21 protein-coding genes and 1 tRNA gene are annotated in these 21,131 nt (G+C 49.4%); 9 read left to right on the plus strand and 13 right to left on the minus strand.

Translation table 11 applies throughout. The features are described 5' to 3' along the window. The first annotated feature begins 141 nt into the window (after positions 1-141). Positions 142-855 carry a head GIN domain-containing protein gene (locus tag ACN0IC_RS12880; protein WP_416879191.1) on the plus strand — a complete coding sequence of 238 codons (714 nt, stop codon included), beginning with the start codon at positions 142-144 and terminating at the stop codon, positions 853-855. Here the strand turns inward: ACN0IC_RS12880 and ACN0IC_RS12885 are convergent. The 10 genes from ACN0IC_RS12885 to ACN0IC_RS12930 all read right to left on the minus strand — a co-directional run bounded on the left by ACN0IC_RS12885 (position 852) and on the right by ACN0IC_RS12930 (position 8,229). Continuing rightward, the gene (locus ACN0IC_RS12885; protein WP_416879192.1) at positions 852-2,375 is read right to left on the minus strand and encodes an L-aspartate oxidase; all 1,524 of its coding nucleotides are present in this window, start codon (positions 2,373-2,375) and stop codon (positions 852-854) included. The genes ACN0IC_RS12880 and ACN0IC_RS12885 overlap by 4 nt on opposite strands. Before the next feature lie 2 nt (positions 2,376-2,377). Further along, positions 2,378-3,538 carry a quinolinate synthase NadA gene (nadA, locus tag ACN0IC_RS12890; protein WP_416879193.1) on the minus strand — a complete coding sequence of 387 codons (1,161 nt, stop codon included), beginning with the start codon at positions 3,536-3,538 and terminating at the stop codon, positions 2,378-2,380. Positions 3,539-3,625: 87 nt separating this feature from the next. Further along, positions 3,626-3,913, minus strand: coding sequence for a hypothetical protein (locus ACN0IC_RS12895; protein ID WP_416879194.1), 288 nt, complete (start codon positions 3,911-3,913; stop codon positions 3,626-3,628). A gap of 6 nt (positions 3,914-3,919) precedes the next feature. Further along, a complete protein-coding gene (locus tag ACN0IC_RS12900; protein ID WP_416879216.1) occupies positions 3,920-4,483 on the minus strand; it encodes an HD family hydrolase in 564 nt (187 codons plus the stop codon). 35 nt (positions 4,484-4,518) lie between these two features. Beyond that, the gene (locus tag ACN0IC_RS12905; protein WP_416879195.1) at positions 4,519-5,664 is read right to left on the minus strand and encodes a beta-ketoacyl-ACP synthase III; all 1,146 of its coding nucleotides are present in this window, start codon (positions 5,662-5,664) and stop codon (positions 4,519-4,521) included. Between the two features lie 120 nt (positions 5,665-5,784). Continuing rightward, positions 5,785-5,994: a hypothetical protein gene (locus ACN0IC_RS12910; RefSeq protein WP_416879196.1), complete on the minus strand. Its 210-nt coding sequence runs from the start codon at positions 5,992-5,994 to the stop codon at positions 5,785-5,787. Position 5,995: 1 nt separating this feature from the next. Beyond that, positions 5,996-6,607 carry a DNA-3-methyladenine glycosylase I gene (locus ACN0IC_RS12915; protein ID WP_416879197.1) on the minus strand — a complete coding sequence of 204 codons (612 nt, stop codon included), beginning with the start codon at positions 6,605-6,607 and terminating at the stop codon, positions 5,996-5,998. Continuing rightward, a complete protein-coding gene (locus tag ACN0IC_RS12920) occupies positions 6,604-6,984 on the minus strand; it encodes a hypothetical protein (RefSeq protein ID WP_416879198.1) in 381 nt (126 codons plus the stop codon). The genes ACN0IC_RS12915 and ACN0IC_RS12920 overlap by 4 nt, the downstream gene beginning before the upstream one ends. Further along, positions 6,981-7,454 carry a GNAT family N-acetyltransferase gene (locus tag ACN0IC_RS12925; protein ID WP_416879199.1) on the minus strand — a complete coding sequence of 158 codons (474 nt, stop codon included), beginning with the start codon at positions 7,452-7,454 and terminating at the stop codon, positions 6,981-6,983. The genes ACN0IC_RS12920 and ACN0IC_RS12925 overlap by 4 nt, the downstream gene beginning before the upstream one ends. Next, positions 7,438-8,229, minus strand: coding sequence for a YgfZ/GcvT domain-containing protein (locus ACN0IC_RS12930; RefSeq protein ID WP_416879200.1), 792 nt, complete (start codon positions 8,227-8,229; stop codon positions 7,438-7,440). The genes ACN0IC_RS12925 and ACN0IC_RS12930 overlap by 17 nt, the downstream gene beginning before the upstream one ends. A gap of 106 nt (positions 8,230-8,335) precedes the next feature. Here ACN0IC_RS12930 and ACN0IC_RS12935 point away from each other — a divergent pair, with 106 nt between their 5' ends. Further along, entirely contained in the window at positions 8,336-8,758 is a 423-nt protein-coding gene (locus tag ACN0IC_RS12935; RefSeq protein WP_416879217.1) for an OsmC family protein, read from the plus strand. A gap of 70 nt (positions 8,759-8,828) precedes the next feature. On the opposite strand, the gene glnA is transcribed toward ACN0IC_RS12935, so the two are convergent. Next, positions 8,829-10,238, minus strand: coding sequence for a type I glutamate--ammonia ligase (glnA, locus tag ACN0IC_RS12940; RefSeq protein ID WP_416879201.1), 1,410 nt, complete (start codon positions 10,236-10,238; stop codon positions 8,829-8,831). A gap of 61 nt (positions 10,239-10,299) precedes the next feature. After that, positions 10,300-10,638: a P-II family nitrogen regulator gene (locus ACN0IC_RS12945; protein WP_415811315.1), complete on the minus strand. Its 339-nt coding sequence runs from the start codon at positions 10,636-10,638 to the stop codon at positions 10,300-10,302. A 345-nt stretch (positions 10,639-10,983) separates the two neighbouring features. Here ACN0IC_RS12945 and ACN0IC_RS12950 point away from each other — a divergent pair, with 345 nt between their 5' ends. From ACN0IC_RS12950 to ACN0IC_RS12960, 3 genes are all read left to right on the plus strand, one after another. Beyond that, positions 10,984-13,275: an NADP-dependent malic enzyme gene (locus tag ACN0IC_RS12950; RefSeq protein ID WP_416879202.1), complete on the plus strand. Its 2,292-nt coding sequence runs from the start codon at positions 10,984-10,986 to the stop codon at positions 13,273-13,275. A 3-nt stretch (positions 13,276-13,278) separates the two neighbouring features. Continuing rightward, complete coding sequence (locus tag ACN0IC_RS12955; RefSeq protein WP_416879203.1) at positions 13,279-14,748, plus strand: MATE family efflux transporter; 1,470 nt, start codon at positions 13,279-13,281, stop codon at positions 14,746-14,748. Positions 14,749-14,812: 64 nt separating this feature from the next. Beyond that, positions 14,813-14,897 (plus strand) — tRNA-Leu (locus ACN0IC_RS12960). A 226-nt stretch (positions 14,898-15,123) separates the two neighbouring features. On the opposite strand, the gene ACN0IC_RS12965 is transcribed toward ACN0IC_RS12960, so the two are convergent. Beyond that, the gene (locus ACN0IC_RS12965) at positions 15,124-16,146 is read right to left on the minus strand and encodes a hypothetical protein (protein ID WP_416879218.1); all 1,023 of its coding nucleotides are present in this window, start codon (positions 16,144-16,146) and stop codon (positions 15,124-15,126) included. A 431-nt stretch (positions 16,147-16,577) separates the two neighbouring features. On the opposite strand from ACN0IC_RS12965, the gene ACN0IC_RS12970 reads away from it, so the two are divergent. From ACN0IC_RS12970 to pstB, 4 genes are all read left to right on the plus strand, one after another. Next, on the plus strand, positions 16,578-17,636 hold the full coding sequence (locus ACN0IC_RS12970; RefSeq protein ID WP_416879204.1) for a substrate-binding domain-containing protein: 1,059 nt from the start codon (positions 16,578-16,580) through the stop codon (positions 17,634-17,636). A 105-nt stretch (positions 17,637-17,741) separates the two neighbouring features. Beyond that, complete coding sequence (gene pstC / locus ACN0IC_RS12975; RefSeq protein WP_416879205.1) at positions 17,742-18,998, plus strand: phosphate ABC transporter permease subunit PstC; 1,257 nt, start codon at positions 17,742-17,744, stop codon at positions 18,996-18,998. Next, positions 18,998-20,323 (plus strand): PstA family ABC transporter permease, encoded by a 1,326-nt coding sequence (locus tag ACN0IC_RS12980; protein WP_416879206.1) that lies wholly within the window; start codon positions 18,998-19,000, stop codon positions 20,321-20,323. Before pstC ends, ACN0IC_RS12980 begins: the two co-directional genes overlap by 1 nt. A gap of 13 nt (positions 20,324-20,336) precedes the next feature. Continuing rightward, entirely contained in the window at positions 20,337-21,104 is a 768-nt protein-coding gene (gene pstB, locus ACN0IC_RS12985; protein WP_416879207.1) for a phosphate ABC transporter ATP-binding protein PstB, read from the plus strand. The last annotated feature ends 27 nt before the right edge of the window (positions 21,105-21,131 follow it).

Genomic DNA, 21,131 nt, shown 5'->3' on the forward strand with positions numbered 1-21,131 from the left:
GGTTACGATGCAAATCAATGCTGAAATTCTGTCTAAATTAAGTCATTGATTTCACTCCGAGCATAAAATTTTATTGTTTTTCAATAATAAATTGACATATCTATCCTTTTGGTTTATCGAAAAACGATAAAGGAGAATATTATGACCCACTTTCAAAATAAGAAACGATTTAAAGCCACTCTTGCGTCTTTGATAGTAGTTGCTGGTGCCACGGGAACTACATTCACCGCGCAGGCTCACCCAGACCACGAGGAAAATGGCAGTAAAAAACGCGTTGAACAGAGTTTTGATTACCGGGATTTCGACAAAATTTCTGTCGTCGGCGTTTACAATATGGATGTAAGGGTTGGCGAGCCTGATTACACAATCAATATGTCCGGCGAAGAACGTTACATGTCTAATGTAAGAGTCTATGTCGATGATGATACGCTTTATCTCGAGAATGACGAAGACGAGAAAAAACGATCCTGGAGAGGGAAAAACAATAGAGGTATTGATATTACAATTACCCTTCCTGCCCTGAACGGTTTAGAGATAACAGGCATTGGAAACGGTGAAGTCTACGGGATCAGTAGCGATGAATTTGAGGTGGAATTCGCCGGACTGGGCTCAATGGAGCTATCTGGTGAATGCGGGACGCTGGATGCCGATTTTGCCGGTATGGGAGACTTGGACGCACGCGACCTGGAATGCGAAGATGTCACAATTGATATGTCGGGAATGGGGTCTGCCAGTGTCTTTGCTTCGGAGAGCATTGATGCCGACATATCCGGAATGGGGAGTATAGATGTCTTCGGCAGTCCGAAAACAGTGAAGAAAGATAAGGGCTTTATGTCCTCTATCGATATCCGCTAATAAAGATAATCATACGTCAGAAAGGAAGAGCGCGCCGGCTCTTTCATATCAGGAAAGTCGTCGCGGAAATGTCCGCCGCGGCTTTCTTCTCGCGCGAGTGCGGCCGCCGCAATAATGCGGGACGTCACGAGCGGATTGGCCCGTCCGACTTGGTGAATTAATTCGTCAATATAGCTGATAAGTTCATTCAATTCATTCGCGTTGCGTCTGACGCCGCATTTCAACGTCATGGCCTGGCGCAAGCCCTCGCTCACCCCCTTGGTCATGGACAGCCAAGGCTGTGATCGAATAGTCGTGGCCCGCTTCGGGGATATTTGCATATTGTTTATATGCGCCGCGGCACGCCCGCCAAATACAATGGCCTCAAGCAGGGAATTACTTGCTAAACGATTGGCACCGTGGAGGCCGGTTGCGCTACACTCCCCGATAGCAAATAATCCGTCGAGACTGGTTTGCCCCACACTGTTTGTCGCCAAACCGCCCATATGGTAGTGGACGGCAGGTGACACAGGAATGAGCTGCGTGCGCGGATCAATTCCGGCTTTCATGCAACTTTCAAAAACAGTCGGGAATTCTTTATCGAAATGCGTTCCGATGGCCTCTCGGCAATCCAGAAAAGGTTGTCGACCCGCTTGTATTTCCGCGAAAATTGCGCGGGCGACATCGTCTCTGGGGGCGAGTTCACCTTGTTCATGATATCGATGCATAAATCGCACGCCGTCGGAATTGGTCAGGGTTGCGCCTTCTCCGCGTAAGGCCTCTGTGGCCAGTGGAGCCGGATCGCGTCCCACATCAATAGCGGTGGGGTGGAACTGGACAAATTCCATATCGCGCATCTTTGCCCCGACAACCGCCGCCATACCAAGCGCGTCGCCTCGAGCGGTTCTGGGGTTGGTTGTAACCGAGAATAAGCCGCCAATTCCGCCCGTCGCCATAACGGTAATATCGGCTTCAATTCCAAGTAAAGCACCGTCATCGCGGCGCGCTAGTGCGCCCGCAATGCCGCCATAACCGTCCGTTAGGAGGCTTTCTGCGCGCCAACCGATTAGGCCTGTAATATGATCGGCGGTTTGAACCTTTTTGACCATGATATTGATGATTTCGCGGCCGGCTGTATCGCCTTTAACCCGGGCGACACGCGGCATGGAATGCGCCGCTTCCAGTGAAAGATAGAGCCGCCCTTGATCGTCACGATCAAAGGGAACGCCCATTTCGGCCAGGTCGTGTACCCGCGCAGGACCCTCTTCGGACAGGATTTTGGCGATGATCGGGTCAACTAATCCGTCTCCGGCCGCAATAGTATCGGCGGCGTGACTTTCCGGCGTGTCATCCGGCGACAGCGCGGCGGCGATACCGCCCTGGGCCCAGGCAGACGCCGCCCCGACCGTAGAGCGGCGAGAGGTCAAAACGAAGACCGGACGTGGGGCGAGTTTTAAAGCAAGATAAAGGCCCGCTAACCCTGCGCCCACGACAAGGACTGCGCCCGGCGGCAGGCGTTTCGTGTCGAGGGACGACGACAAACCTAGATCACTTTCACATTTTCTTCGGGCAGAGTGGGGTCGAAATGGCCTTTAACAGGGTCAAACTTGACATTTATCATCCTCATGACCGCGTCATAGGCTTTAACGCGCATGTCTTCGGGAACGAGCACTTCATTGGTTTCGTCGCGAAGGCACTGATACATATTTTCCAGTGTAATACGTTTCATGTGCGGGCAGAGGTTACATGGCCGAACAAAATCCGTGTCGGGGTTCGCCATCGCTACATTATCCGACATGGAACACTCTGTCAGAAGAATAACGTTTCTCGGGCGGTTATCAGACACGTAATCGCTCATCGCTTTTGTCGAGCCAGTAAAGTCTGATTCTTCAACCACTTCTGGTGGACATTCAGGGTGAGCCAAAACCGTTACCCCAGGATTAGCTTCGCGCATCTCGCGCACATCTTGAGCCGAGAAGCGGGCATGAACCTCGCAGCGGCCATGCCAGGCGATAATTTCAATATTTGTTTGCTTGGCGACGTTTTTTGCCAGAAATTCATCTGGAATCATGATAACTTTATCCACGCCCATTTCCGCTGCAATATGTTCAACAACCGCCACGGCGTTTGAAGACGTGCAGCAAATATCGCTTTCGGCTTTCACATCGGCAGAGGTATTCACATAAGTCACAACCGGAATGCCGGGGTAGCGCTCTTTGATAAGTTTTACGTCTTCACCCGTAATAGAGGAGGCAAGAGAGCATCCGGCCCGCATGGAGGGGATAAAGACTTTTTTGTCCGGACAAAGAATCTTAGACGTCTCAGCCATAAAGTGAACGCCGCCCTGAATAATCATATCGGCATCTGTTTTGGTGGCTTCTATGGCGAGGCCCAAGCTGTCGCCGCGATAATCTCCTACGAGACCGAAAATATCCGGCGTCATATAATTATGCGCAAGAATAACCGCGTTTTTTTCTTTTTTCAGCTTGTTGATAGCGTGAACAAGCGGGGCATAAGCCGGCCATTCAAATTCGGGGATAAAGTCGCTGACTTGTTCATAAAGGTGGTCCGTTGCTGCCTTGACCTCGTCGTCATAAGGCAGATCTTTTCCAGGCACATCCGGCACGGCACAAACGCCGTTCTCGACCTCAAGCGTTTGGCCGATCCAACGACCATTTTCCCAATTGACGAGTTCTTTGCCCATAGTCCTGCTGACCTCCTAAAAATGTCCTATGACGTATATAAGGACGTGGCACCAGCGATGCTATTGAATTTCTGGTATTAAATCTCTTTACAGATACGGAAGGGCAAGGACGATAAGACCGCCGATAAAGCCCAGAAAAATACCAAGATTGCTTACTCGCGAGACGGGAAGCGGGGCTCTGCGATCCATAAAGCGACCGATAAAGCCAAAAACAAGTGCTACTAAAGCGCCCGTCATCGCCATTAGCTGAAGCGCCATTTTACTTGTCGAATTGTCAATAAACATATCTGTTGCGTGACCGAAAAGCAAATAAGCAATGGCAAAGACTGCAAGGGCAATGCCGATAATCGTAAGCGTGTTAATGAGTCTGCGCATAATAATCTAACGTGTTATCTTGTTTGAGAGTTCCTCAAACCGCTTGAGAAAAGCTTGTTCGGCCTCTCTGACGGGTAAGGGCGAAAGGGTCAAGCTAAGACCTTTTGGAGGGCGCTTGAAAAGTGTGTTGGCTTCGTCCTTGTCGAATCCGGCGATTTGCGTGGCTTCAAACCAAGCGCAGTAAATATCACAGCGTTTGATCCGTTTTTTCAGAGCTGCCGGTATTTTTGCCGGAAGGCCAAATCGAAGATGGATGGCTTCCTCCAGACGGACTTCAAAAGATTTATAATCCAATCCGAGGGCGTTTTTGAACGGACTTATCATATCTCCGATAACGTATTCCGCTGCGTCATGTAGAAGCGCCGTGAGGCGCTGCTCCGGCATTGAGTCAGGGTAAAGCTCTGTCAGCAACTCCTCAACAATGACGCTGTGCTCGGCGACTGAAAAGGCATTGTAACCCGTTGTCTGTCCGTTCCAACGCGCAACCCGCGCCAGCCCGCGCGCAATATCTTCGATCTCGATATCAAATGGGGAGGGGTTGAGCAGGTCAAGTCGCCGACCCGAGAGCATTCTCTGCCAGGCGCGTTTCGGAGAGGGAGCCTTCGTCACGCCACCTTCCGTACAAAAATGGCCCCAGCAGAATACCCGGCGCCGAAACTACAGATTAAGCCAGTTTCGCCGGCTTCAAAGTCATCGCTATGTTTGTGAAAGGCAATAATAGAGCCAGCGGAACTGGTATTGGCGTATTCATCCAAAACGACTGGGGCTTGCTCGATTTCGACATCTTTGCCGAGCACCTTTTTGGCGATCAGAACGTTCATGTTGAGGTTGGCTTGATGTAGCCACATGCGTTTTAAATCATGCGGGTCAATTCCGTTGACTTCACATTCATGCGTAATCATTTTTGCGACGAGCGGCACGACTTCTTTAAAGACGCTGCGGCCGTTCTGAACAAAGAGTTTGTCTGTCAGGCCTTTGCGCCCTCGGGCGCCGTGGAGACCATCATCTTCCGGTGCAGCCGTGTTGAGAAAACCGAAATTGTTTCGGATGTTGTTGGAAAATTGCGTCACTAATTTCGAGCCAATAATTTCCCAATGCTCCGTCGGTGCCATGTCGTCGGATTCAACTAAAAGAGCCGTCGCCACATCGCCAAAAATAAAATGCGCGTCCCGATCTTTGAAATTCAGATGGGCTGTGCAGATTTCGGGATTGACGACTAAAACGGATTTGGCCTGCCCTCCGAAAATCAGGCCGCGCGCTGTTTCAAGCCCGAAAGTGGCAGAAGAGCAAGCCACATTCATATCGAACGCAAACCCGGACGTTCCCAAAATAGATTGTACTTCAACGGCGATAGCCGGATATCCGCGTTGTAAGTTGGAGCAGGCGACGATGACAGCGCCGACATCCTCTGCGCTACGTCCCACCGCATCGAGAGCCTGTTGTGCGGCTTTGGCGGCGATTTCGGCCAGAATAGAGGGCTCTTCATTCGGGCGGGCCGGAATACGCGGCGCCATAATCTCGGGGTCAAGAATTGGGTCTTTGGAGATGACATAGCGAGATTTAACGCCTGAGGCTTTTTCTATGAATTCTGCGTTGGAATAAGTCAGCGCGTCAAGCTCGCCTGCTTCAATCGCCTCGGCGTTTTCTGCATTCCACTTATCGACATAGGCATTAAAGCTTTCGACCAGCTCTTCATTTGAAATTGAATTTTCCGGTGTCCAGAGACCTGTCGAACTGATAACGGCTTTCATACCTTAACCCTTTGTAGGTTTTTATTTATCACATAGCTATGCAACGTTCCGCGCATGTAATTCAAGGGCTAAGAGGCAGAACATTTCCCCTCGTAATTACTTACCTTTTTCAATACGCCTCTATTTCAACAGGCAAGGAGGGTCCTCAACTTCACGGTCTTTATCCCTCAGGCAATCCACATAGCGTTCCATTCGAGAAGTTTCATCCTCATACGGATCGGGCTCTTTGGGTTTAGGATCGAACAGAGACGCGCAGCCAGTCAGTAAAATAGCGGACAAAGCTACGGTGAGGCTTGGAGAGAATTTCGACTTATTAAGCTCTCGCAACATTTTACACCCGCCTGGTGTTTTTGCATACTTCGTTGACGTGACAATTAAGGCTGTGATCATTGACCATCCCGACGGCTTGCATGAAAGCATAAAGAATGACCGGGCCTACAAATTTAAAGCCCCGCTTTTTTAATTCTTTCGACATGGCAATTGATTCTGGAGTTTCGACCGGCGCATCTTTAAATTCCTGCCAGTCATTTTGAACAGGTTTGCCATCAACATAGCTCCAGAGGTATTCCGAGAAATCGATACCTTCTTCATCCCGCATTTTAAGGTAGGCTTGCGCGTTTGAAATAGCCGCATTGATTTTCAAACGAGATCGAATGATGCCGGGGTTTTCGAGCAACCTCGCCCTGTCTGCATCTGTGTAATGCGCGATAATGTCCGGATCAAACCCGTCATAGGCTTTCAGCAAATTATCCCGTTTTCGCAGGATAGTAATCCAGGCCAGTCCCGCCTGTTGCCCATCCTGTATAAGTTTGGAAAAAAGAGATTTAGAATCGTAGAGTGGTCGTCCCCATTCTTTATCGTGATAGGCGCAGTAAAGCGCATCGTCCGGAGGCACCCACCCACATCGCGGCAGGTCAGGATCATGATTTGGGAAATCCGTCATTTCATCAGCTCCCGCTCTGTGAGTTCTTCATATCGGGACCGACCCTGAAATGTATCACCGGGTTGGCCGTTCTTCGTTATCCATTCCCAGTTCAAATCCATAGCCACACGACCATCCTCAAATTTGGTAAATTCTGCGATGGCTTTCCCCGCTTTCAAATCTCGTTCCGTCGTGAGGCAGTGATAGAGCATATGACCGCGGCCCGTTTCGTCAAACTGGCCGATGATGTGACCTTCCCGAACATCGCCGCCGAAATAATCCGCGAAAAAGACCATTCCCTCTTGCCAGAAATGAAATCGAGTGGTTCCGCTGACGACTCCGTTATCGGTGTTCTCAACCGGAACAAATACGCGGTTGTCGAGCGAAAGCCGGCTCACAGGATTTTCTCCATACCTATGTTGGCGCGCGCGTAAACCGGGTGGGGGCCCTCATGATTTACGGTCCAGCCATTACGAGCATAAAGACGCAAAGCCGCCGCATTTTTTGTATTGGATAAAAGAAAAATTGTTTTCAGCTTCAGTTCTTCCTTGGCGTAATTCTCAACCGCATCCATTAGAATCTGGCCGATGCCTTGCCCTCGAAACTGTTCATCGACTGCCATTTTTGTGAGTTCGTATCGCCCGTCTTCATGGCGTTTCAGAGCCACCGCTCCGGCAATATCGCCTTGGTAATGCGCCGAGAAAACGTGACTGCCATTTTCAATATAAATTTCAGGACGCGCTACCATTAATTTATCTGACTCTTCCATATGGTGAAGATCTTCGATCCACTGCGCATTCAGAGCCGCGAAACGGGGAAGGGCGCTTATGTCATTTCGTCTTATTTCGATTTCATCCGGAATGGCCATCTACCGAATCCATAATTTCAATATTCATATCATTTATTGAGGGCTCGACTTCGGCTTCTTTCCAGCGATTAAGCCGGATCATGGCCATGCCCATTTGTTCATGAACCGAGAGGAGTTCACCAATAACCCGGTCTCCCCCCATTATTTTGTCGCCTGCTTGAGCTGACCCTTCCAGGATTACGCCTCGCATTCGTTTTTTGACAGTCGTCATCCGTTTCATCCGGCTAACGACTTCTTGGCCGATAAAGCACCCTTTCTTAAAATCCACGCCGTGCATTAAATCCATATTGGCATCGGCGGGAAAAGTGGTCGCCGTTTCAAAGTCCCACTCACTCTCTACCACCCCGAGCGAGAGACGGTGAGCATTATAATCTCCGTCGCCGGGAATATCCGATTTAGAAATAACGCGCTTTCCCAGCGAGGCGTGCCTCGGGTCGTCATAACCTGAAAAGGTTTCTTCCTGACCTTTCGCATCGCCCCATATTGCGTAAACCGAATACTCGTCTGAAATGTTGTCGATTTGAATTGGGGCCCGCAATTTGTAGAGCGCCAAGCGTTTTTCCAGAAGCGATCCAAATTTCTGCGGCGTATCCAGGATTAGCCCAGTTTCATGCTTGGCGACAAAAAAATCAGCGATGATTTTCCCTTGCGGCGTCAGGAGGGCGGCAAAACTCATATCCTGAGCCAGAGTATTCGTTACCAAGCCGGAGAGCCAGTCTTTGACATTGTCCCCTGACAAACGAAGGAGGCTACGATTGAGGCGGGAAATAGGCATAATCCGAAGCTAATCCTTTGTCATAACTTTACAAGGCCGGAACCTTTTCAAAAACTGCGGATAGCAATGATAACTCCATTTTTCGGAAAGGAAAATTTTTATGTCTATCAAACGCTATGCATCTGCCCAATGGTCCGGAGACCTAAAAGGGGGCAAGGGCACTATTTCAAGCAAGAGTGGCGCTCTGACCAATCAGCCTTTTGGTTTCAACACACGGTTTGAAGATAAGAAAGGCACCAATCCCGAAGAACTTATAGGGGCAGCCCATGCCGGTTGTTTCGCGATGGCCTTCGCGAATGAGCTCAGCAGCCTTGATATTGTTCCGAAGGATGTTTCGACGAAAGCTACAGTGCATCTGGAAGAAATCGACGGCGAATTTAAAATTACGCGTTCCGATATTGATGTCACTCTGGACGCGCCGGGCGCTGACCGAAGTGATATTGATAAGGCCCTGAAAGCCGCAGAAGCCGGTTGTCCGGTCTCCAACGCCTTAAATGCCGAAGTAAAAGTGACTTTAACGGTCAAATAAGAAGGCACAAACAACCCAATAAAAAAGCCGCCCAGAGAGGCGGCTTTTTCTTTTTCAAGTTACGAGTGGCTTAGCACTTGTAATACATGTCGAATTCGACCGGATGAGGGTGCATGGCGAGGCGGTGAACCTCTTCCATCTTCAAATCGATATAGGCGTCGATTTGGTCGTCATCAAAAACGTTCCCGGCTTTCAGGAAGTCACGGTCTGCGTCAAGCGAGTCCAGAGCTTCACGAAGCGAGCCGCAAACCTGCGGGATTTTGGACGCTTCCGCCGGAGACAGCTCGTACAAATCCTGATCCATAGGATCGCCCGGGTGGATTTTGTTTTTAATGCCGTCAAGACCCGCCATAAGCAGAGCTGTGTATGTTAAGTATGGATTGCCGGCCGGATCCGGGAAGCGGGCTTCCAGACGTTTCCCTTTCGGAGACGCTGTCCAAGGAATACGGATAGAGGCAGAGCGGTTACGACTGGAGTAGGCCAGCATGACAGGCGCTTCGAAGCCAGGAACCAGACGCTTATAAGAATTGGTCGAGGCATTGGAGAAAGCGTTGATCGCTTTGGCATGTTTGATGATACCGCCAATATAATACAGACAGGATTCTGAAAGTCCTGCATATTCGTCACCTGCAAAAAGAGGCTTTTTGTCTTTCCAGATGGACATGTGAACGTGCATGCCTGTGCCGTTATCAGCATACATCGGCTTTGGCATAAAGGTTGCTGTCTTGCCGTAAGCATGAGCCACATTGTGCACGAGATATTTATAGAGCTGCATGTTGTCAGCCATTCTCAGCAAAGTATCGAATTGCATGCCGAGCTCATGTTGAGCCGGGGCGACTTCATGGTGATGTTTTTCCGGGCGCAGACCAAGCTCTTCCATAACGGAAATCATTTCGGAGCGCATATCCTGAGCGGAATCCACAGGAGGAACAGGGAAGTAACCGCCCTTTGGCCCCGGACGGTGACCCATATTGCCGCCTTGATACTGCGTTCCCGTGTTTTCCGGGAGCTCAGTTGAATCAATGGCGTAGCCCGTTACGTTTTTGTCTGTATTCCAACGAACATCGTCGAACACAAAGAATTCGGCTTCCGGCCCAAAATAAACTTCATCGCCGACATTAGCTGAACGCATATACTCTGCAGCGGCTTTGGTCGTTCCGCGAGGATCCCGGTTATAGGCCTCGCCTGTATCCGGTTCCAGAATGTCGCAGAAAAGGGCAATTGTGTCCTGCTGATAGAACGGGTCCATTTTCGCGGTCGAGGCTTCGGGCATAAGGACCATGTCGGACTCATTAATGTCTTTCCAACCGGCGATTGAAGAGCCGTCAAACATTGTGCCGTCTTTGAAAAGATCCTCGTCGACGAGGTCAGTATGGAACGTCACATGCTGCATTTTACCGCGCGGATCCGTAAAGCGCAGGTCAACGAACTTGATATCCTCATCTTTGATTTTTTTAAGTAGCTTCTCTGTATCGGACATTGTCCAAAGTCCTTTCCCAAAAGGTTCTTTTAAGTTGTTTTAAGTCTGTGCGTCGACGAAATTAAAGTGCCGCGTCGCCGGATTCGCCTGTCCGGATACGGATTGCCTGACTGACGTCAGAAACAAAGATCTTGCCATCGCCGATTTTGCCTGTCTTCGCGGCCGTTTGAATGGCTTCAAGAGCTGACTCGACTTGATCGTCAGCGACAACTAGTTCGAGTTTCAGCTTGGGTAGAAAGTCCACAACATATTCTGCCCCGCGATAGAGTTCTGTATGCCCTTTTTGGCGGCCAAAGCCCTTGGCTTCAACAACGGTCATACCTTGCAGGCCAACGCCTTGCAGGGCTTCTTTGACTTCATCGAGTTTGAACGGCTTGATGATGGCTTCAATTTTTTTCATGGGTTCCTCCTAAAGACCGTCATGATAATCGTCAGGACGGTTGAAAATCGACTCACTTCTGAAATCTGAAGGCATCAGAGTCGAGTCACGCGAACGGGCCAGTTTGATAGAGTGACCGGTAAAGGAATTATTGCACTTCTATTGGGCGACAACAACTGGTCGCGCCTTATTTTTAATCAGCAGAATTCAATATAAAAGCAATTATGGGTAGGATTGGAAGGCAAACGGCGTTATGAGCCTGCAAATTTAAGTGACAAATAAACCTATTGTATCATTGACTTTAAGACCTTTATTGTCGTGACCTAGAAATAGAGCGATGAATCAGGGACAGAACGAGACTTACGAATGGCAAAACTCGAACCGCGTCCACCGAAACGGACATATATCACTGACCAGCAGGCTTTGGATTTTCACTCCAAACCATTTCCGGGTAAATTGTCACTCCAGCCGACAAAACCTATGGCGACACAACGTGATTTGAGTTTGGCTTATTCTCCGGGCGTGGCGGTTCCTGTTGAAGCTATCGCAGCAGATAAGGACACGGTTTACGACTACACGTCCAAGGGCAATATGGTTGCTGTCATCTCGAACGGAACCGCGATTTTGGGACTCGGGAATCTGGGCGCGATGGCGTCCAAACCGGTCATGGAAGGTAAGTCTGTCCTCTTTAAGCGATTCGCGGATATCGACAGTTTTGACATTGAAGTTGAGGAAGAAGACGCCGAGAAGTTTATTGAATGCGTTCAGCGTTTTGGCAACACATTTGGGGGCATCAATCTGGAAGATATCGGGTCTCCGGAATGCTTCATCATAGAGCAGGAGCTTCGGGACAAACTTGATATTCCCGTCTTCCATGATGACCAGCACGGCACAGCCATTATCGCGACAGCAGGTTTGATAAATGCATGTCACCTGACGGGCCGGAAGTTCGAGGATTTGAAACTCGTCCTTTCCGGGGCCGGAGCCGCAGGCCTTTCTGTTCTCAATCTGGTTAAAGCAATGGGCGTTAAGGATGAAAACGCAATTGTTGTCGATAGTCGGGGGGTTATTTATCAAGGTCGCAAGGAATATATGGACCAATGGAAAGCGCCGCACGCCGTTGAGACTGATAAGCGGACTTTGGCTGAAGCGATGGATGGGGCGGATGTCTTTTTCGGACTATCTGTTGCCGGTATTGTAACCAAGGAAATGGTTGCCTCCATGGCGCCGAAACCGATTATTTTCGCCATGGCTAATCCTGATCCAGAGGTCCTGCCCGAGGACATTAAAGATGTGCGCGATGATGCTATCATTGCGACCGGGCGTTCCGATTATCCAAACCAGGTCAATAATGTTTTAGGGTTTCCCTATATTTTCCGCGGCGCGCTGGATGTGCGGGCTCGAAACGTAAATGAGGAAATGAAGCTTGCTTGCGCCCGAGCTCTGGCTGATTTGGCGCGACAAGACGTCCCTGAAGAAGTGGCGGCGGCTTACCACGGTAAGCGCCCGTCTTATGGACCGGAATATATTATTCCGGCCCCGTTTGATCCCCGTCTTATTTCTGAAATTCCGCCTTATGTGGCGCAGGCCGCCATGGATACAGGCGTAGCCCGCAAGCCTATTGAGGATATGGACGCTTATCGGAAATCCTTGGCGCGACGTCAGGATCCTACTGCGGCTATATTGCAAGGCATTACGGCTACAGTTCAGCAGGATCCGAAAACGATTATTTTTGCTGAAGGGGAAGAGCCTGCCGTTATTCGCGCGGCTCAGGCTTTCCAGCAACGCGGTCTTGGCAAAGCTATTTTGATCGGTCGGGAAAAGCCGATTTATGATAATATGAAGCTCTTGGGCATCGAAAAGCCAGATAGTTTAATGGTCCTAAATGCGCGGTTGTTTGATCGAAATGCAGAATTTACGGATTATCTCTACTCCAGATTACAACGCAAAGGTTTCCTTCGCCGCGACGCGCAACGCCTGGTCAATAATGATCGGAATGTTTTCTCCGCCCTGATGCTGCATCATGAATTAGCGGATGGTATGGTGACGGGGGTTACCCGGAGCTATGACATCGCATTGAATGACGTTCAGCTTGTTCTGAACCATGTCGAACATGAACGCACGATGGGCGTGAGTGTTGTGGTAAATAAAAACAGGACATTATTTATTGCCGACACCAATATAACCGAACTACCAGAAGCCGAGGACTTGGCAGATATTGCGGAAACAACAGCTCATTTTGCGCGGCAATTCGGTTTCGAGCCTCGCGTGGCCTTTTTATCTTACTCGACATTCGGAAATCCTATTGGAGAACGTATGCTGAAAGTCCGTAAGGCCGTCGAAATATTGGACGGGCGAGATGTTGATTTTGAGTATGAAGGAGATATTGCGGCGGATGTCGCGCTCGACCCGCTTCATGTTCTTACATACCCTTTCTCACGTTTGACGGATGCGGCGAATGTTCTCGTCATGCCGGCCATTCATTCGGCTTCGATTTCTACGAAGTTATTGGACGCCCTTGGAAGTGCTACCGTTTTGGGGCCTTTCCTGACTGGTTTGGAAAAACCCGTCCAAATTTGTTCCTTGGGGGCCACCGCGTCAGAAATTGCTCAAATGGCAACTTTGGCGGCATTTGCTCCGTCCCATCGAGATGAGTAACGATTGACAGACGATAACAGAGCTGAGCCTGATGAAACGCTTGATGCCAAGCTTTCTGAGGTATTACCGGAAGCTATTACGCCGCCCCTTACATCCGGAAAGGGTAAGGTCGATCTGACTGAAGGGCCTGTTCAGGGGCATATCTTCCGGATGCTCGGTCCTTTCGCGATTGCGGTCATCGCTCTGCTTTCGGCTGGGATCGTCGACACAATTTATCTGGGTAATTTAACCAATATAGACGGCGATCCAGCTCTGGGTGTCTTGGCGCTCGCCGCAGTCGGATTTGCCTACCCTCTCACATTTTTGGGTAATAGCGTAAATATCGGTCTTGGGGCCGGTACGATGAGCGCACTCAGCCGAGCCATTGGCAGTGGGCAATATGAAAAAGCCAAGCGTCATGCTGCGGCGGCAATTCTTTTCGCTCTCTTCGTCATGACTTTGACCGTGGCTTTTATCTGGATCACTTTGCCTTTTGCTCTCGATTTCCTGGGCGCAAAGGGTCAAGCGCGGGAGATGGCCCGGGAATATATGTTGATTTCTTTGCCTGGCTTGGTGGTCGTTTCGATTGCCATGATTTCGAACAACATATTGCGCGCAGGCGGAGAAGCTATTCTTCCGTCTGCCATCATGATCATGGGCGCCATCCTCAATATCATTATAGATCCATTCCTGATATTTGGGTTTGGGCCTTTTCCGCGGCTAGAGGTACAAGGCGCGGCGATCGCAACCGTTCTGGGAAATTCAATAGCCGCCATTTTCGGATTCTATATCGTCCAATTCCGCCGGAAAGCCGTTGATTTTGCTCATATGACAATGGCCTCTATTCGACATGCCTGGTGGATTATTGGACGGGTTGGAATTGTTGCAGCAGTCACAAATGTTGTGGTTCCGGCAGGGACTTTTCTTGCGGTTGCGGCCGTCCAGAGAACCGGAGGCGACATTTATAATGCTGCCTTTACGTTAACGAGCCGCGCAGAGCTGATTTCTGTAGGCGTACTTTACGGACTTTCTGCCTGTATCGGCGCCGTAACGGGGCAGAATGGCGGGGCGGGACTGACCGATCGTGTTGAGGAGACATTCCGGGTTTGCTATAAAATTTGTCTCTATTGGAGCACCGGAATGGCTATTATATTAGCTGTTCTGGCCGGTCCAATAACAGGGCTATTTACGAATGACCCGCAAGTCTATGATCTTGCCAAATCCTATTTCTGGATTGTCCCTATTACAATTGCCGGATATGGATTCGTTTTTGTCAGCGCGGCAGGTTTTAATGCCTTGGGACGCCCTCTCTACGGTCTGAGTTATACCGTCATTAGATCCCTTTTACTTTACGCCCCATTGGTCGCTATCGGCGTTAGCCTCGATGATCTCAGAGGCGCTTTTATTGGAATTGCAGCCGCGAATATTATCAGTGGTAGTATCGCTTATTATTGGTCACTGCACAAAGCACCGATGATTGCAAAAGACGGTTGACGAAGAGGGGTCAGACGGCTAATCCGCGCGCCTACTTACCACCTCTTTGAGGTGCGAGCATCGTGCGGGTGTGGCGGAATTGGTAGACGCGCCAGATTTAGGTTCTGGTATCGAGAGATGTGAAGGTTCAAGTCCTTTCACCCGTACCATTTGATTTCATGAAAATTTGAGGCGTGACTCTCCAGAGTCTCAGGCACATTTGTTCTGTCCCCTGCGCCATTAGAAACGCGCATGACCGTAGTCATGCCTGGCTGGCGAAATGTTATTTCACGGGTGTGTAAGTGACTAGCTAAGGACAGAGATGATAGCTCTTTCCTTCATACTTTGACCATACGTTTTGTTGGAACGATGGCGCAGCTATAAGCAGGCCATCGACTAAAGCGTGATCAGGTTACCTGTGGCAATCCAAGGAACGATAACTGCCAGAACAATACTGACAATAAGACCAAAGAAGAGTTTGCCCATATCCAAAAGAACGTCTCGAACAGCCTTTTTCAAAGGGCGGAGATTCGCAATCAGACTAATGGCCAATTCGCGGCCTGCGATAAGGCCCAGAAACACCCAGGTTGTTGACATGGGCACGTCGTTCATTTCCTTGAAATAATATAGGATGAGCGCGAAAATAAGGTCAATCAGAGTGGCAGCCCGAACATCCGTCGTATTGGTTTTAGACAGAACAATTCCCTGAATTTTACCGCCTCGGGACTTAAACACCCAGCCGAGCAAAGCGACCATTATAATGGTCGCAAAAACTAGAGTAGGGGTGTTAAACGCAACTTGCGTGACGCCGTCAATTTCGGTCGTCGTGCGCGGCAGGAAAATAAAGATATTTGCAAAGTCCTGCGCGAGCCATTGCCACCAAAGAAAAGCTGTCGAGGCCCATTGTATCAAGGTCCAGTAATAAGGAAGCGGGTGATCACGCGTATTACTGATCCAACGTGACCAGGCTCTGGAAATAATGGCATAAATCAAAATACCTGCTGCAAAAGCCACAATGTAGCCCATGCCGGACTTGATAAGCATTTTGCCTAAAACGCCCTCTGTTTCCGCTCCGCCAGTCAAGGCGAACACGGTCAAAACCAAGAAGGTCGTAGAAACAGGGATACCAAAGCGAGTTAGGAATAAGAGAACGATCGGAGGGAGGACATGATACCATTTCACGCCGCCTTCCGGGTAGGGAAGCCGGTTTAGCCGTCCAAACGCAATATCTCCGGCATTTGTGTAAAATCCATAAATCATAACAATGACAAGAACAGTGGCCGCAAATAACCACAAAACCCACCAAGGCCGCTTGGAATTGGATGATAAGAAAGTCCCCAAGGTTTGAATCGCATCATTGGCAACAACAGAATAGGCCGCGACCAAAAAGCCTAGAATGGCTAGTATTTCTATGCCCAGAAAAGACATTCAATTCTCCTACAAGTCTTGCCTGATTCAGGCTTGGAGCTTTTTCTTACGAGTTGTTACAGGCGTATGACAAAGAATGAACAGTTTTATGACAAACACATAAAATAGTTGTTCTGCACACAAATTTATTGGGTCTGCTATAACTATCACGATAAGGAATGCTAGGTGAGGTTATACACAAAGAGACAAGTTGATTCTTATATAAGCCCTTAATTTCTAAGCTTTACGGGTAGTATTATGAAATGTTTTGACTTTTCTTAGGAGATGAGTCGAAAGATTTGAGGGATAAGAATTCAGAAGCTGAGTTTGTCGTAAATCTGTCGTAAATTATGAAAGAAACTGACACGAAATTTTGGCATGGGCCCGTATTACTGCCCGGTTTGATTAGCAGGTTTGGTAGATTTTACATAAATAGGTGTAATATGAGAATTAAAGCCGTTCACAGTGCAATTTTTTCTCTACTCGCATTGGTAGGCTGTCAGCCCTCTGAAACAGAGTTTGGCCGGGCCGAGTCCGGCGAAGTCAGGGTCGTTGGCTCTTCAACTGTCTACCCATTTTCCACTAAAGTGGCGCAGGAATTTAAAAACATCACGGGGAATAATGTCGTTGTTGAGGCAACAGGCTCAGGCGGCGGGCATAAATTGTTCTGCGGCGGAACGGGACCGGAAACCCCGGATGTTACAAATTCCTCTCGACGTCAAAAAAAGTCAGAATTCGAACTCTGCCAGAAAAATGGTGTAACGGATATCGTCGAAGTCAAAATCGGATTTGACGGCATCGTCTTGGCAAATTCGCTAGACGCCCCTGTGATGGATATGTCGATGAAAGACATTTATCTCGCATTTGCCAAAAACATCCCCACATCCGAGACAGATTGCACGATGCGTCCAAATCCTTACGAGAAGTGGTCAGAAATTGAACCTAGCCTGCCCGAAACGACCATTGAGGCTTATGGCCCGCCGCCAACGTCAGGGACACGCGACGCTTTTGTCGAAATCGCCATGGAGGGTGGTGCGAAGGAAATAGAATGTCTGGCCGAGCTGGCAGAGGTGGATGGTGATGCCTTTGAAGTCGCGGCCCACACTGTTCGAGAAGACGGTCATTGGATTGATAGCGGCGAGAATGACAATGCCCTGGTTCAAACTCTCGTCAATACACCGACGGCGCTCGGCGTTTTTGGATACTCCTTTCTGGATCAGAACATTGATAAAATAAAAGGAGCCAATATTGGCGGAGTGGAGCCCATATTCGAGAATATTGCCTCCGGGCAATATAAAGTGTCTCGGTCTTTATACTTCTATTTGAAAAAAGCGAATATAGAGGTGACGCCAGGTCTGAAGGCATATGCTTTAGAATTTACATCTGACCAAGCCGTTGGAGAAGGGGGGTATCTTGAAGAGATCGGTCTTGTCCCCCTCCCAGATCCGGAACGCAATAAAGTGCGCGAGGATGTCGAGGCGCTTAGAACTTATAGCCAGTAATATTCTCCATCGGATCAGCCAACTGTGACCAGGTGACGGATTGTCACAAAAGCATAGTATATCTGTCTTATGCGGGCCCCGAACTTTGGATGAGAGGAAACCCCAGTGGATCAGATCATAATCTATATTCTGATTCTTATGGCTGTGCTGACAGTCGGTGGGTATATCTATAATAAGAATCTGGCATTTGACCGATACCTATTAAGCCGGGCAAATCAAACTCAGCCTTTGCAACTGCTCAAAGGATCCGGGTGGCACTCGCAAGCGAGCTATCATGGATATTATACCGCTTGGCTGGTAGGTTTTGTTTGTCTCATTCTTTTTGTGGCAGGGCTTTACTTTCGAAATGGCAGCCAGGCTTATGACTTAACTTGGCTGGCTTTGATGCTCGTAACAGGGGCGTCGCTTGTCTTTTTTCTAAATCGGATGATTAAGCCGGATTTCGCGGCCCGGACATGGGTAGAGCGATTTATCCATGCCTGCTTGATTGTTTTGTCTTTCATCGCTGTTTTTACGACATTTGTCATAGTGCTTTCTCTCTTGTTTGAAAGCCTTCGGTTTTTCTCCAAAGTGCCGTTTTTGGACTTTCTTTTTGGACTGCAATGGTCCCCGCAAATGGCTCTTCGCGCGGATCAAGCCGGACAATCAGGGAGTTTTGGGGCGGTTCCGATTTTCGCTGGTACGTTTTTGATAATGCTTGTCGCTATGGCCATTGCCGGTCCTGTTGGTCTGATGATTGCAATTTATTTGTCGGAATATGCCTCTGCGACAACGCGGAAATATGTCAAACCTATCATCGAAATTCTGGCTGGTATACCGACCGTGGTTTATGGCTTTTTTGCTTTGCTGACAGTCGGCCCAACGATCAGGACTTTTGCTGAGAGTATGGGGTTTGCTGTTCCGACCCAGAGCGCGCTGGCCGCTGGCGTTGTAATGGGCGTCATGATTATCCCTCTCATTTCCTCCCTGTCTGATGACGTAATTAATGCTGTTCCGCAGTCCCTTCGGGACGGGTCCTACGCTTTGGGCGCGACCAAATCGGAAACAATGAAGCAGGTCGTTTTCAAGGGGGCTCTGCCGGGCATAATTGGTGCGTTTCTTCTGGCCGTTTCTCGGGCGATTGGCGAGACCATGATTGTTGTTATGGCGGCGGGTCGCGCCGCTAACCTGACGGGAAATCCGTTTGAAGCGGTCACGACAGTGACAGTTCAGATTGTCGCCTTGCTGACAGGCGATCAGGAATTTGACAGTCCGAAAACGTTGGCAGCTTTTGCTCTGGGCTTGGTTTTGTTCGTCATCACTTTGATCTTGAATATGATCGCTTTGTCCGTCGTCCGCCGTTACCGCGAGAGATATGATTGATGGCAACGCAAACCGACATCACCGAAAATGAAGCCCGTAGAGAGTCGCAAGAGACTATTGCGCGGGCGAGTAAGCGTCTGAAATCCAGACGCGGAAAAGAGTGGCGATTCCGGCTCTGGGGCCGGGCGGCAGTGCTGTTCGCACTGGCAGCTCTGGGATGGTTATTATTTAGCCTCGTCGGAACAGGTTTTACCGCGTTCCAGCAAAATTTCATGACTTTGGAAGTGGACATAGAGGCCTCTGTCATTTCCCCCGACGACTATAATAATCGACAAGAGCTCAGAGGGGCGAATTACCGCCGGGTCATGCAAAACGCCATGTATGAACTATTCCCAGACGTCACAGAACGCCGGGAGAAACAAGAACTTTTCGCGTTGACATCGGCGTCCGGAGCGACGCATCAAATACGCGAAATGGTGTATGAGGACCCCTCCCTAATCGGTCGAACTGTTACGGTTAGCGTCCCGACATCGGATCAGGTCGACCAACTTCTCAAAGGCTATATCGACCGGGACCAACCCGAGTCACGTCGACAGGTTTCAGACAATCAGATTGCCTGGATTGATTCTTTGAAAGAGCGTGCAATTATTGAAAAGAAATTCAATACGGTTTTATTCACCCAGCCTGATAGCCGGGATCCGGAACTGGCGGGTATTGCCGGCGCTGTGGTGGGCTCTGTCATGATTGTGGCGATCGCCTTTCTTTTGGCACTACCGATTGGAGTTGGCTCCGCCCTTTATCTGGATGAATTCGCCCCTAAAAACCGCTGGACCGACCTCATCGAAATTAACATCAATAATTTGGCGGCTGTGCCCTCCATTGTTTTTGGCCTTTTAGGACTCGCGATTTTTATTAACTTTTTCGGACTGTCGCGATCCATCCCCTTGGTAGGCGGTATGGTTTTGGCATTGCGGGCCTTTCCGACGATTGTGGTCGCCACACGGGCGGCGCTTCGTTCTGTTGGTTCGGGCATAGTCGATGGGGCTCTGTCACTCGGCGCATCACATACACAGGCTGTTTTTCAACAAAAACTCCCTCTGGCCGCACCGGGTATTTTGACTGGTTCCATTATCGCGATGGCTCAGGTCTTGGGCGAGACCGCTCCGCTGTTGATGATAGGTATGGTTGCCTTTGTGACAGAGGTGCCCCAGAGCGTGACAGACCCGTCAACAGCTCTGCCGGTGCAAATTTTCCTCTGGTCTGATAGTGCCGAGAGAGCCTGGTCGGAGAGAACAGCCGCGGCCATTATTGTCCTCTTATTTATACTTGTTCTCATGAACGGGTTGGCGATTTGGCTTAGAAACCGCCTTGAGAAACGCAGATAGAGATTCTTCGATTATGGAAATTCAAGATCCAAAATTTATTTGTCGGGACGTCCGTGTTCACTACGGTGAGTTCGAAGCCCTTCACGGCATAAATATGGATATTCCGGATAGAGGCGTCACCGCCTTTATCGGCCCGTCCGGTTGCGGAAAATCCACATTTTTGCGTACATTTAATCGTATGAACGATACAATTGACGGGGCGAGGGTCGCCGGCACTATCACGATGGACGGGCAAGACATTTACGATAAAAATCTGGATCCTGTCTTATTGCGTGCCAGAGTGGGCATGGTTTTTCAGAAGCCGAACCCGTTCCCTAAATCTGTTTACGATAATGTTGCTTACGGGCCTAAAATTCACGGACTGACCTCCAGCAGAGCCGAAATGGATGCATTAGTCGAAAAATCCTTGCGCCGCGCGGGTCTGTGGGAAGAAGTCAAAGATCGCCTGAGACTTCCGGGGACAGGGCTCTCCGGTGGGCAGCAGCAGCGCTTGGTGATTGCCCGGGCTATTGCCGTCAATCCCGAAGTCATTTTAATGGATGAGCCCGCCTCTGCCCTTGATCCGATCGCGACAGCTAAACTCGAAGCTTTGATACAAGAGCTGAAAGAGCGTTACTGCATTATTATCGTAACTCACTCTATGGCTCAGGCGGCGCGTGTATCCGACAACACGGCTTTTTTCTATATGGGCGAATTAATTGAGTATGACGCCACCGAGAAAATATTTACAAACCCGGGGGATAGCCGGACACAGGATTATATTACTGGCCGCACAGGGTAATGCGTAGGAATGAAGGTGACATAAGTC

Origin of the sequence: Litorimonas sp., assembly GCA_029936425.1 — a bacterium.
Classification (GTDB): domain Bacteria; phylum Pseudomonadota; class Alphaproteobacteria; order Caulobacterales; family Maricaulaceae; genus Litorimonas.